This window comes from Acinetobacter sp. Ver3 (assembly GCF_000632455.1).
In the GTDB taxonomy this organism is placed as follows: domain Bacteria; phylum Pseudomonadota; class Gammaproteobacteria; order Pseudomonadales; family Moraxellaceae; genus Acinetobacter.
Genome location: NZ_JFYL01000069.1, coordinates 1 through 13562, shown reverse-complemented (window position 1 = coordinate 13562; position 13562 = coordinate 1). Strand labels below are relative to the sequence as shown.

The following is a 13562-nucleotide window of genomic DNA, read 5'->3' as shown; positions in this document are numbered from 1 at the left end:
TAACCTCAATAATTTATGCTCACGGATATATAACTTTGTATTGTTAAGATAAGTTGTTTCATCAAAATCTATTGATAGAAACAACAAAAGGTCAGTGAAATCACTGACCTTTTTAATTTCTTGTTCAAAGTTTAAATATCAAAGAATACTGTTTCATTTTCACCTTGAATACGAATATCGAAACGATAAACGATCTGACCATCACGCTCTTCACGCTTAGCAATGAGTGTTTGACGACGTGGCACCCACTCAATACCATTCAAAATTGGGTCTTTCGCATTCGCTTCAGCTTCGTCCTCAAAGTAAACTCGAGTATGTAAACCTAAATTGATACCACGCGCAAAAATAACCAGCGCGATATGTGGTGCTTGCTGTGAACCCTTACGTCCAGGAACAGCACCTGGTTTGATCGTATCGAAGCTCCAAAAACCAGTGTCAAAATCCGCACCCGCTCTACCCCAACCTAAAAAGTTTGGATCTGGCTGCTTCCCTTGCGTATCCTGCTGACTTGGATAAACACCATTGGCATCAGCTTGCCAAATTTCTACGAGTACATCGCGAAGTGGTAAACCCAAACCGTCAAAAACTCGCCCTTCGAGGCGAATACGTTCACCTTGAGTGCCATCTTGAACCATTTGATTATTGAAGCTATGCTCAAATACTTCTATACCAGCTTGATTAGGCATTAATCCAATATGGACATATGGACCACCTGTTTGAGATGGTGTTTCATGTAATTCTTCAAATTTCCAGCCATTCATCCTGATGCTCCCTATCAAGTCAAATCATTTTCAAAATATGTCGCACGACGACCACGTAAAGTAATGTCAAAACGATAGCAACGACTATCTGCTTCAATAAAGTTACTCTTGTCTTCGAGCGCAATTAAAGCTCTTCGCTGTTGTTCTGAAGGAACAGTTTTTAAAATTGGACAGCTATCAATTAATGTATCGCCTTCAAAATAAAACTGGGAAATCAAACGCTGTGCCCAGCCATCTGCCATCACAGAAAAATGGATATGTGCTGGACGCCACTCATTGATACGGTTACGCCACGGATAAGGTCCTGGCTTTATCGTTCTAAAAATGAAGAATCCATTTTCATCTGTGAGCATTCGACCGCAACCACCAAAGTTAGGGTCCATAGCTCCCACATACTGATCATTTGGATGGCGATAACGTCCTGAGGCATTCGCTTGCCATACTTCAATCAAAGCATTTTTAACAGGACGACCAAATTGATCACGTAAATAACCATGAATAATGACGCGTTCACCAACAGGTAAACCATCTTTTGCATAATTTAAAATTAAATCATTGCCTTTAGGACCCAATAAGTCTGCGCTAAAGTGAGGTGCAGTAACCTCGGTTAATGTTTGAGCAATCGAAATCAGTGCATTTTTCGGGGAACGTAATACACTGGTTTTATATCCCGGTGCATATGCTGGTGGATGATCATCTGTATTTCGCTGTGCATAAGCACCCATCAGAATTTGAGACATGAATCTCTCCTTATTCAATTTAAAATATCGTCCGTTTATTTAATTTTCTCAGGCGAAATGCCTAACTCTGCAAATACTTCTTCTGCCATATGCATTGCAGCATTGGCTGCAGGAAGTCCTGCATATAAAGACGCATGCAAAAATAATTCTTTAAGATCATCTTTAGTAACGCCATTGTTGAAACAAGCACGAATATGCATTCTGAGCTCTGCTTCACGCCCCAATGCAAGTAAGATTCCAATCGTCACCAAACTACGTGTATGTCTTGGCAATCCTGGTCGTGACCAAACCTCACCCCATGCAAAACGACTAATGAAGTTTTGAAAATCAGCATTAAATTCATTTAAATTTTCAAGTGAACGCCCGACATGGGCTTCACCCAAGACTTCAGTACGGACTTCTAGCCCCTGCTTATAACGTTCTTCATCATTCATGAGGTTGTTCCTCTTTAAAATTGAAATTATTTGATGTTCAGATGTGCTTAAGACTGAATAAAAGCAAGCAATGCTTGGTTAAATTCAACTGGTCGCTCAATATTGGATAAATGCGATGCATCTATGACTGCAAGTTGACAGTCAGGTATATGTTGTTTTAAAAACTCACCATCATTCACTGTGGTCACAGGATCTAAGCCGCCACATAATGCCAAACAAGGCACAATAATTTTTCCAAGTTGATTGCGTAAATCCGTCTGAGCTAAAGCACGACAAGAGGCTGCATAGCCTTTAGGCTGAGTGACAGACAAACTCTGAATGGTTTTTTGAGCTGTCACATCGTGTAAATAATCAAACTGTTCACTAAACCAACGCGTATGTGTAGTACTGACGATATCAGCCAAACCATTTTGTTCAACCGCATCTGCACGACTCAACCATGCCTCGGCATTTCCAATTTTTGCTGCTGAATTTGCAATGGTAATAGAGTTAAAACGCTCTGGTGCAATTATGCCTAATTGAATCCCAGTAACTCCCCCCATGGAGATACCACAAAAATGCGCTTTTTCTATAGAGAAATGATTGAGTACATCAAGGACATCATTGGCCAAATCAATGATTGTGGTATTTTCAATGACACTACTTCTTCCATGACCACGTGTGTCATAGCAAATCACATCATAATCTTTGGAAAAATAATCAATTTGGGCTTGCCACATGCCATGATCAGTGCCCAGTGAGTTTGAAAAAATGATGCTTGGTTTTGTATCGTCACCAAAACGATAGACCGCAAGCTGCTGACCATTACGATTATTGATTAATGTCATTATGGTGTACTTCCTTGAACGCTCTCTAGTACCGCATCTATTTGTGCTTGAGTATTTCCTAGATAATGTTGCGGATTAAAAATCTGACGGAGTTGATCTAGATCAAAAATAGCTAATATTTCTGGATTATTTTGTACAACATCGAGTAAGTGTCGTTGTTCGGCAACTGCTTGCTTACAAGCAGCTTCCACAAGATGATGTGCATTCAATCGACCCATCTGAGGTGCGAGTGACATCATCAGTGCTTCAGCCATGATTAATCCTTGCGTGCACTCTAAATTTCTGAACATATTTTCAGGATCTACTTCTAATCCCGTAAATACATCGATTGCTCTACTTAAACTACCCGCCGTCAGTTGAAATAACTCTGGTAACGCTAGCCATTCAGCATGCCATGCACCTAAACTTCGTTCATGTTCTTGTACTAAGCTTTGGTAGATACTTGACATTAATGCAGGGACGCGATTTGCAGCGGCTAGAATTGAAGCAGCTGCAACAGGATTACGCTTATGAGGCATCGTCGATGACCCTCCACGCCCAGCACCACTCGGTTCAAACACTTCTGCAATTTCTGTTTGCATCATGAGTGACCAGTCACGGGCCATCTTGCCCAAGTTTCCTGTAATCGTTGCAAGTACATGTGCAATTTCGGCTACACGATCTCGCTCCCCATGCCATGTACATACGGGTGTATTTAAACCAAGTTTTTGTGCGTAGCTACTCACTACAGCCGAACCATATTCAGTTAATGAAGCTAAAGTACCTACCGCACCACCTAACTGCGCTGTTAAGACATGTTGCTGTAACTGCTGAACACGCTTTAAATCTCGATCTAAACTAGAGAGCCACCGTGCTGTTTTATGTCCAAAGGTAAGCGGTAAACCTTGTTGCAACCATGTACGTCCGATCATCACCTGATCACGGTATTGAATCGTCAGTTTTTTAGTTGCCTGAATAGCCTGGATAAGTTGCTTTTCGATCAGCTGTAACGCATCTTGAGCTTGCAGCATAAAGGCCGTATCAATGATATCTTGGCTGGTCGCACCCCAATGCACATAACGGGAAGCATCTTCATTGATTTTTTTTACAGCAGCAGTGAATTGCTTTACGAATGGAATTGCAATATTGCCAGCGAGACCACTGGACTGTGCCAAATGATCAAAATTAATAATGGAATGAATTTCTTGTTCTGCAACACGTTGAATCGTTTCAGCAGCAATTAAGGGAATAACACCAACTTCAGCTTGAGCTTGAGCCAGTGCAACCTCTGCACGCAACATATATTTAACGAGTGCTTCATCACTAAATATGATATTTACATCATTCTGATAAAACAAACTTGCATATAACTGACTCATAACTTATCCCTATTACGCTTCATCATGTTTTTCACCATAAAGCGTCTTTCCAAAAATTGCTGTTAAACTTTTTCAATAATTAAAGCGATGCCTTGACCCACACCGATACACATAGAGCACAATGCATATTTGCCACCAGTTGCTTCTAGTTGGTTGAGAGCAGTCGTCACCAAACGCGCACCTGATGCACCCAATGGATGACCCAGCGCAATTGCACCACCATTTGGGTTTACACGCGCATCATCGTCGGCTAAACCTAGGTCACGTGTACATGCCAATGCTTGTGCTGCAAACGCTTCGTTCAGCTCAATCACATCCATTTGCTCTAGTGTTAAACCGGTTTGTGCTAACAGTTTTTTAATCGCAGGTGCAGGACCAAAGCCCATAATGCGAGGTTCAACCCCAACAGTGGTTGCACCAATTACTTTGGCACGAGGTTTTAAACCATATTTTTCTACAGCTGCATCAGACGCAATCAGAATCGCTGCCGCACCATCATTAATGCCTGATGCATTACCTGCGGTTACTGTACCGTCTGTTTTTACAACAGGTTTTAACTTAGTTAACGCTTCTAAAGTGGTTGATGCACGAGGATGTTCATCTTTTGCCACCACAACCGCATCACCTTTACGCTGTGGAATAGTCACAGGCACGATTTCTTGATCAAAGAAACCACGTGCTTGTGCGGCAGCCGTACGTTGTTGGCTGGTTAAAGCAAATTGGTCTTGATCAGCGCGGCTAATGTTGAACTGTTCAGCCACGTTTTCAGCCGTTTGCGGCATGGTTTCAACACCATACATTTCTTTAAGCTTCGGGTTGATAAAACGCCAGCCCATGGTGGTGTCTTCAATCTTTTGACTACGACCAAATGCACTCTCAGATTTACCCATCACAAATGGAGCACGTGACATAGATTCAACACCACCTGCCACAATCACGTCAGCTTCACCAGCTTTAATGGCACGCGCGGCCATTGCTACGGTATCGAGTGATGAACCACATAAACGGTTGACTGTGGTTGCAGGTACTGTATAAGGAATACCTGCTAAAAGCGCCGACATACGACCGACGTTACGATTATCTTCACCGGCTTGGTTGGCACAGCCAAATAAAACGTCATCGACGACATTCCAATCCACAGAAGGGTTACGTTCCATTAATGCTTTTAATGGCACTGCACCTAAGTCATCCGCACGGACAGGGGCTAAACCACCGGCATAACGACCAAAAGGCGTACGGATGGCATCAATGATGTATGCGTTTTTCATAGTGTAAGATCCTAAAACCAGTCTTAAGCCTGAGTGGCATCAATGAGTTTGGCACCCGTCATCGATTGAAGCTCTTCAAAAGATAAGCCTTCAACTTTCTCAATCACTTTCATGCCTTCAGGTGTTACATCAATCACACAAAGGTCCGTATAAATGCGGTCCACACATTTCAAACCTGTCGCAGGATAAGTCAGCTCAGCAACGATTTTAGGCTCGCCTTTTTTAGTGACATGATCGGTGGTAATAAAGACTTTCTTCGCACCCACGGCTAAGTCCATTGCACCACCCACAGCAGGGATGGCATCAGGTGCACCGGTATGCCAGTTTGCAAGATCACCATTTTCAGCGACTTGGAAAGCACCCAGTACCGCGATGTCTAAATGACCACCACGCATCATTGCAAATGAATCACCATGATGGAAGAAAGCTCCGCCTTCTAATAAAGTCACAAACTCTTTACCCGCGTTAATTAACTCAGGGTCACGGTCTTCTTCCGCAGGGGGTGGACCAAAGGCCAATAAACCATTTTCAGAATGTAAAAAGACATCTTTGTCAGCAGGTAAGTAACTCGAGATCTTGGTCGGCAAACCAATGCCAAGGTTGACATAAGCACCATCAGGAATATCTTGTGCAACACGTTCAGCAATTTGATCACGGGTTAATTTTTGATAACTCATTTTATTTCTCCAATCTCAAATTACTGCGCAGGTTGAACTTGTACAACGTGTTGTACAAAGATCCCTGGGGTGATGATGTGTTCAGGATCTAAGGCACCGAGTTCCACGACTTCTGATACTTGTGCGATGGTGATATCTGCTGCCATGGCCATAATTGGACCAAAGTTACGTGCAGATTTACGGTACACCAAGTTCCCCCAGCGATCGCCCTTATGCGCTTTAATTAACGCAAAGTCAGCTTTGATTGGATTTTCTAAAACGTAGTCTTTACCTTCATAATTCATGGTTGGTTTGCCTTCAGCGAGCAAAGTACCAAAACCTGTAGGTGTGTAGATTGGACCTAAGCCCATACCCGCCGCTTGAATACGGCAAGCCAAGTTGCCTTGCGGTACAAGTTCTAACTCGATTTTGCCTGCACGGTAGAGTTCATCGAAGACATAAGAGTCAGACTGACGAGGAAAAGAACAGATGATTTTACGTACAGCGCCTGCTTGTAACAGTTTAGCCAAGCCGTAATCACCATTACCTGCGTTGTTGTTGACGATCACTAAGTCTTTAATACCGAGTTCAATTAAGCCATCGATGAGTTCAGCAGGCTGACCTGCAGTACCAAACCCACCAATCATAATGGTTGAACCGTCTTTAATTTGGGATAAAGCTTCAACTAAAGACTGTGACGATTTATCGATCATCCAACAACTCCCTCTGTACAACATATTTTAATATTTGGGGAATCCACGATTAGCGCAATTTCAATCTGGACGGAGATTGAAATATGCAACTAAATCGCTTGGATTCCGTCACTCCATTCTTGATAAATTAAAAAGCTTGAGCTACCTTGAAAAAAGTTTTTTGTACGATTTACAGTTTTTTTGTTCGATGATCGAACAATATCTTGAGTATATTGCTCAAGATTCTAAATCAGCATCAATAATTCAATTTTTAAAATAGCAAGGAAAATGCTGTGTCTACAGAATCAGACTCAAGGAACAGACAACTTCAAAATCCAGATAATAAAAAGTGGATTCGTCATGAAGACTTTATTGCAGGTATCAGCAAAGGACTTGCTATCTTAGATTGTTTTGCAAATGACCGTCACCGTTTAAATGTGACCATGGCTGCAGAAAAAACAGGGTTGACTCGAGCCGCTGCAAGGCGACATTTAATGACTTTAGAATATTTAGGTTATTTAGAGTTTGATGGTCATTACTATTATTTAACACCTAAAGTTTTAAAGTTTTCAGGTGCATATTTAAGTGGTGCACAGCTGCCTAAAATTGCTCAGCCATTGTTGAATTTACTTACTCAGCAAACCTCTCTCATTTATTCCGTGATGGTATTAGATGGCTACGAAGCTATTACGATTGCACGTAGTGCAGCGCATCAACAGACTGATCGTGTTAATCCTTATGGATTACATTTAGGTAACCGACTACCCGCTCATGCCACATCTGCAGGGAAAATTTTATTAAGTTATTTATCCAAGGAAGCACAAGAAGAATGGTTGGAAAAATATCCCCTCAAAGCACTCACCAAATATACGTATACCGATAATGAGAAATTTATAAAATTATTAGCAGAAGTTAGAGCTGATGAATATTGTTACTCAGCTGAAGAACATGAGTTAGGCGTACATGCTTTGGCGGTACCTATTCACAATCATCGTGCTGATGTTATCGCAGCATTGAACATTGTGTCACCGACAGGTAAAACCAGTAAGGAATATTTAATTCAGTATATTCTGCCCTTATTACAGCAAACCTCGATTGAATTTAGACAATTTGTTTAATAAAAAAACACACCAAATTGTGGAGCAATTTGGTGTGCGCTAAAAAATAGCCAATGGATTAAGCTTAACGTAGAGGATTAACTCGCTTTTTGGAGTGGTAGTCCAACATAGTTTTCAGCAAGCGTAGTTTGCCCTGCTTCTGAACCAAGAATATAACTTAATTCAGCTTGTTTGATTTTATGCTCGAATTCGGTTTCTGTCTCAAAACGATGTAATAAATGAGTCATCCACCAAGAGAAACGCTCTGCTTTCCATACACGTTTTAAGCAATTTTCAGAATACTGCTCAATCCCCTGCTCAGAACCCGTTTGATAATATTCAATGAGAGCTTGAGAAAGATACGCAATATCAGATGCAGCGAGGTTTAAACCTTTAGCTCCTGTTGGCGGTACAATATGAGCAGCATCACCCGCCAAGAACATTTTACCAAAACGCATTGGTTCAGTGACAAAACTACGTAATGGCGCAATACTCTTCTCAATTGATGGACCAGTCACAAGCTTTTCACGGCTTTCAGGATCTAGACGATTTTTTAACTCTTCCCAAAATTGCTCATCTGACCAATTTTCAACTTTATCCGTTAACGGTACTTGTAGATAATAGCGACTTCTCGTGTTAGAACGCATACTGCATAATGCAAATCCACGATCAGATTGCACATAAATTAGTTCATCCGCAACAGGAGGTACATCTGCCAATACCCCCAACCAGCCAAATGGATAGACTTTCTCAAAAGTTTTAATTTTGTCTTCTGGCACACTGGCACGGCACACGCCATGGTAACCATCACAACCAGCGATAAAATCACATTCAACTTTAACTTGCTGACCATTATGCTCAAAAGTAACACTTGGTTGACCGTAGAAATCATGTACTTGAACGTTAGCTGATTCGTAGTATGAAGTGAGTTGAGCTGCTGTGCGAGCCTGCATTAAATCTTTGGTGACTTCAGTTTGGCCATATACCGTAACTTGTTTACCACCCGTCAACTGCGTTAAATCAACACGGTGCTTTTCACCATTGGTTAGAATTTCAATACCCTGATGAGGTAACCCTTTTTCACGCAGTTGCTGATCTACACCAGCTTCAGTCAATAAATCTACTGAAACTTGCTCTAAAATCCCAGCACGGATACGACTGGCAACATATTCAGCACTACGCTGTTCAATTAAAATATGATCAATGCCAGCTTTATATAGCAGTTGACCGAGTAATAAACCTGCTGGACCTGAACCAATAATCGCGACTTTGGTTTTTAAAATTTCCATATTGCAAACACCCTCAATTTTTTTCCTTTTGTAAAACCTAATGAAATTCCAACTGAGGTACTAGACTTTAGCCCTAAATACGACCGAATTTAGTGACAAATGACCGATCATCGGACAAGATATCAGAATTCAAGGGTGTAAATCAGAGCAATATCATGCGCAATGAATTGATTTCAAATGCTAAAAATAAAGAAGTAATTCAATATGATGATTATATTGCAGGCCTTGCTAAAGGTTTGAATCTATTAGAGTGCTTTGGTGTTGAACGTCAAAAATTAAATGTCACCCAAATTGCTGAACGTACAGGATTGAGTCGCAGCGCAGCACGACGATATTTAAGAACTTTAAAGTTTTTAGGTTATTTAGACACAGATGAACATTTTTATTGGCTCACCTACAAAGTTTTACGCTTTTCAAGTGCTTATCTAAGCTCTGCATATTTACCAAAAGTCGCTCAACCTATGCTGAATTTACTCAGTATCAAAACTGCACTGAGCTATTCAGTCACGGTACTCGATGAACATGAAGTCGTACCTGTTGCGAAAAGTGTTCCTCAACAGAACGAATCATCTAAAATGAGTCCGTTGGGTATTCATTTAGGTAATCGCCTTCCAGCCTACGCCACCTCTACAGGTAAAATACTACTCTCAAGATTGAGCCATGATGAACTTAATCAATGGCTTGCACAATATCCACTCAAGAGATTAACGCCTTTTACCATCATAGATCATCAAAAGTTTATAAACACTATTGCAACTGTTCAAAAACAAGACTATTGCATTTCTACAGAAGAACATGAATTGGGAATTATTGCTTTAGCTGTCCCTATTCTCAACATGCAAGGTAATACTGTAGCCGCACTCAACTGTATCGGATCCAGCCACAGAATTACAGAAACATATTTAATCCAAAATATTTTGCCCCAGCTTAAACAAGTAGCTCATGATTTGCGCGCTATTTTATAAAATTCGGAAGATTCGAATGAACTTTTAAGATTTTTTTCCTTTCTTTAACTGAGGCGTTCATTTTTTTAATCCCTAGTACTTTAGTATATTTTTCAAGTACTTCTTCGCAAATATGGATCCATTTAATCTAAAATATATCTAAGTTAATATTTTTTTGCTTGAATTTGGATCCAATAATGCTAAATTCATGCACATTGCAGACGTGTTGATTATTTCATCAATACCAGAATATGGACGGGTTCTGACTGCGATGAACACCTTAAACATTACTAGGATGACTTCTGAAGTCTGCCTACGTTTATGACATGTAATCACATGCCACACGTAATGCTTTTCAATGAGGTCTTATTCCATGGAGAAAGTAAATGGTTCAGAACCCGCGTGAGGAAATGAATAACAAGACCATGAATGGGTTTCAGTGGTTTGTTATCGGTATCTGTATTTTATTAAATGTTATTGATGGCTTTGACGTTCTTGTCATGGCCTTTACTGCTGCATCTGTTTCTGCCGAGTGGGGACTGACTGGCGCTGAACTTGGTGCACTATTGAGTGCTGGCTTATTTGGTATGGGTGCTGGCTCACTATTTCTTGCACCTTGGGCTGATAAAATCGGTCGCCGCCCACTCATCTTACTTTGCCTACTTATCTCTGGAGTAAGTATGGTTGCAGCATCATTTGCTCAGACTGCAATGCAACTTGGCATGATGCGTTTTGTGACTGGTTTAGGCATCGGCGGTATTCTCGCAAGTAGTAATGTTATTGCAAGTGAGTACGCATCTCTGCGTTGGAGAAGTCTCGCAGTCAGCTTACAATGTACAGGTTACGCGATTGGTGCAACCGTTGGTGGGATTATTGCAATTGCGCTTATCAGCAATTTCGGATGGCGTGCAGTCTTCTTAACAGGTGGTTTAGCGACTTTATTCATGTTGGTCGTGTCTTATTTCACCTTACCAGAATCACTTGATTACCTTTTGGTTAAACAGCCAAAAAATGCTCTAGAACGTATTAATGTTTTAGCAAAGAAAATCAATATTACCCCATTACAGCAACTTCCTACGGTCACTATGACCAGCGAACAAGCAAAGAGTGGTTTGGCACGTTTGTTCAGCGCTAAATTGGCACTTCAAACGATTTGTATCTGGTTTAGCTTCTTCTTCGTTATGTTTGGTTTCTACTTCGTCATGAGTTGGACACCAAAAATCTTATCTGCAAATGGGATGACCACTGAACAAGGTGTAACAGCAGGTGTCCTGATTAGTGCTGGCGGTATGTTTGGTGCTGCGCTGTTAGGTCTGATTAGTTCACGTATCCGTATTTACTATGTTCAAGCGGCTTTCCTTGCCTTAACTGCAATCTTGATCTGGTTATTTGTGAACAGTACTGGTTCACTCATGATCGCATTCATTCTCGCTTTATTCCTTGGCATGATGTCAAACGGATGTGTCGCAGGTCTATATGCGATGTCTCCTGCAATCTATGATGCTGATGTTCGTGCGACTGGTGTTGGTTATGCGATTGGTTTTGGTCGTGTAGGCGGTATTTTGTCTCCACTGGTAGCAGGTGCTTTCCTCGATAGTGGTATCTCATCACTTGTACTTTACGGTTATTATGCGTTGGCATTCGTTGCAGCCATTATCATGGTATTAAGCATTTCAAAACTCAAAAATAAAGAAACTGCACAATTGCATTTCCAACAACCAACATCTGCATAATCATTTTTTTAATACTTTAGAGCTAGACAAGACGTCTAGCTCCACTTTTCATATAGGGACAATAATGAGATTTTCTGCAATCTTTTTAGGGGTAATTGCGTCTGGATTTCTATCAACAACGCAAGCTAATTCTTTTATAGACGACTCATCAGTCAATCTAACAGCTCGTAATTTTTATTTTGATCGCGCATATACACAAGATGAATCAGGTAAAGATCAGAAAGACTGGGCTCAAGGTTTTATCTTTAAAGCTAATTCAGGCTATACACCAGGTACCGTAGGACTAGGTTTAGACATTATGGCACTGGCCGGTTTTAATCTTTTAGGCAGTGATGCCGACGATTATGCAGCTTCGGGATTACTACCAAGCAGTCCATCAGGTAAAGCTGATCAGTATGGAGAAATTCGCTGGACGGCAAAAGCGAAAGTGGGCAAATCGACTTTACATGGGGGTACACTCGCACCAATGTTCCCTGTTTTGTTCTCTTCACCAGCTCGTTTATTCCAGCAAAATTATCGAGGTACACATCTTCAAATCAATGAAGTGGATAATTTGAAAATTCATGCCCTGTATGTGGATCGTGTGAATCAACGTGATTCAACAGATTATGAAAAAATTAAAGTTGGCAATCCTAATAATCGATTTAAGACTGCTGCCGAATCATCTGGCTTACACATGCTTGGTGCTGAATATAAATTTAACGATCAAATTAGTGCGCAACTCTTTCATGCCAACCTTCATGATGTTTATCACCAAAATTTCATTGGTGCAAAAAGCAAACATGATATAGGTATTGGGCATTTATTAGGGGATGTACGCCTGTTTGTGAGTGAAGACTCAGGTCAAGCTCGTGCAGGACATATTGAAAATCAACATTTGAGCGGTATTTTTGGGCTTAACCGTAACAATCATACTTTCAGTTTGGGCTATATGCAGTCTTTTGGTGATACAGCTCTTCCGACCTTAGCGGGTTCAGAGCCAGCAGTGTTCTTAGATAGTATGAGTGCTGATTTCACCAACATTAATGAAAAAGTCTATCACGCACGCTATGACTATGACTTTAAAGACACTTCATTGAAAGGTCTAAAGTTTATGACTCGTTATAGTAAAGGCGATGATATTGAAATTCGTAACACCGACAATCAGACGTTTGAACAAGATGCTCTTGATTTCGAGCTCAGCTATCGTGTTCCAACGGGTAAACTCGAAGGTTTAAATATTCGCACACGTTATAGTCGCTACCGTAACGATATCCCACCAGTAGGTATGGCATTTAAGTCGGATGACGAAATGCGTGTCAACATTGATTACACTTGGAAATTTAAATAAAACAAAGTTAAAGGGAGTTCAACGGAACTCCCTTTAACACAAATACCTTTCATCGATCACAGCTCATATTTTAATTTCACATCCATTTCACAAGATTGCCAGTAGATTAAAAAATAAGAATAAATTAGTGGATTGAGATCATGAAACACGTCAAAAAAATTGTGGCTGCGACATTGAGCCTTCCTCTACTCTTTTTATCAGGCTGTGCAAGCATCCCAAGTTACTCTGATGATTATGCTCAAGCACGATCGACAGTTCAAGGCATCACCATGACGCCTGCCAAAGCTCAAGATATAGGGGTTCGTTTTACCAGTGCATTCAATACTTTAGGTACACCTGAATTCACTAACCGAGCAAGCAATCTGTATGCTGATAGTTTATATATCAATGACACACTTTCACAATTTAGTAAGCGTGAAAATCTAGTCGAACA

13 protein-coding genes and 1 pseudogene are annotated in these 13562 nt (G+C 40.8%); 5 read left to right on the top strand and 9 right to left on the bottom strand.

Translation table 11 applies throughout. The features are described 5' to 3' along the window. Window positions 1-131: 131 nt before the first annotated feature. The 8 genes from pcaG to CL42_RS13525 form a co-directional block, all read right to left on the bottom strand. A complete protein-coding gene (gene pcaG / locus CL42_RS13560; protein ID WP_035269649.1) occupies window positions 132-761 on the bottom strand; it encodes a protocatechuate 3,4-dioxygenase subunit alpha in 630 nt (209 codons plus the stop codon). 14 nt (window positions 762-775) lie between these two features. After that, window positions 776-1501: a protocatechuate 3,4-dioxygenase subunit beta gene (gene pcaH, locus CL42_RS13555; RefSeq protein ID WP_035269647.1), complete on the bottom strand. Its 726-nt coding sequence runs from the start codon at window positions 1499-1501 to the stop codon at window positions 776-778. Between the two features lie 35 nt (window positions 1502-1536). Then, window positions 1537-1935: a 4-carboxymuconolactone decarboxylase gene (gene pcaC / locus CL42_RS13550; RefSeq protein WP_035269644.1), complete on the bottom strand. Its 399-nt coding sequence runs from the start codon at window positions 1933-1935 to the stop codon at window positions 1537-1539. A gap of 47 nt (window positions 1936-1982) precedes the next feature. Then, entirely contained in the window at window positions 1983-2765 is a 783-nt protein-coding gene (pcaD, locus tag CL42_RS13545; RefSeq protein WP_171076801.1) for a 3-oxoadipate enol-lactonase, read from the bottom strand. Next, window positions 2762-4120, bottom strand: coding sequence for a 3-carboxy-cis,cis-muconate cycloisomerase (pcaB, locus tag CL42_RS13540; protein ID WP_035269642.1), 1359 nt, complete (start codon window positions 4118-4120; stop codon window positions 2762-2764). The genes pcaD and pcaB overlap by 4 nt, the downstream gene beginning before the upstream one ends. 62 nt (window positions 4121-4182) lie before the next feature. Then, window positions 4183-5388 carry a 3-oxoadipyl-CoA thiolase gene (gene pcaF, locus CL42_RS13535; RefSeq protein ID WP_035269641.1) on the bottom strand — a complete coding sequence of 402 codons (1206 nt, stop codon included), beginning with the start codon at window positions 5386-5388 and terminating at the stop codon, window positions 4183-4185. Window positions 5389-5411: 23 nt separating this feature from the next. Then, complete coding sequence (locus tag CL42_RS13530) at window positions 5412-6065, bottom strand: 3-oxoacid CoA-transferase subunit B (protein WP_035269639.1); 654 nt, start codon at window positions 6063-6065, stop codon at window positions 5412-5414. 20 nt (window positions 6066-6085) lie between these two features. Then, entirely contained in the window at window positions 6086-6757 is a 672-nt protein-coding gene (locus CL42_RS13525) for a 3-oxoacid CoA-transferase subunit A (RefSeq protein ID WP_035269637.1), read from the bottom strand. Window positions 6758-7029: 272 nt separating this feature from the next. On the opposite strand from CL42_RS13525, the gene pcaU reads away from it, so the two are divergent. Beyond that, on the top strand, window positions 7030-7854 hold the full coding sequence (gene pcaU / locus CL42_RS13520; protein ID WP_035269636.1) for an IclR family transcriptional regulator PcaU: 825 nt from the start codon (window positions 7030-7032) through the stop codon (window positions 7852-7854). Window positions 7855-7931: 77 nt separating this feature from the next. On the opposite strand, the gene pobA is transcribed toward pcaU, so the two are convergent. Continuing rightward, entirely contained in the window at window positions 7932-9122 is a 1191-nt protein-coding gene (pobA, locus tag CL42_RS13515; protein WP_035269635.1) for a 4-hydroxybenzoate 3-monooxygenase, read from the bottom strand. 155 nt (window positions 9123-9277) lie between these two features. Here pobA and CL42_RS13510 point away from each other — a divergent pair, with 155 nt between their 5' ends. The 4 genes and pseudogenes from CL42_RS13510 to CL42_RS13495 all read left to right on the top strand — a co-directional run. Beyond that, on the top strand, window positions 9278-10087 hold the full coding sequence (locus CL42_RS13510) for an IclR family transcriptional regulator domain-containing protein (protein WP_035269632.1): 810 nt from the start codon (window positions 9278-9280) through the stop codon (window positions 10085-10087). Window positions 10088-10452: 365 nt separating this feature from the next. Continuing rightward, a complete protein-coding gene (locus CL42_RS13505) occupies window positions 10453-11799 on the top strand; it encodes an MFS transporter (protein ID WP_035269629.1) in 1347 nt (448 codons plus the stop codon). A 64-nt stretch (window positions 11800-11863) separates the two neighbouring features. After that, window positions 11864-13129, top strand: coding sequence for an OprD family outer membrane porin (locus CL42_RS13500; protein ID WP_035269626.1), 1266 nt, complete (start codon window positions 11864-11866; stop codon window positions 13127-13129). 140 nt (window positions 13130-13269) lie between these two features. Next, a pseudogene (locus tag CL42_RS13495) lies at window positions 13270-13562 on the top strand (nuclear transport factor 2 family protein); the annotation flags it as partial.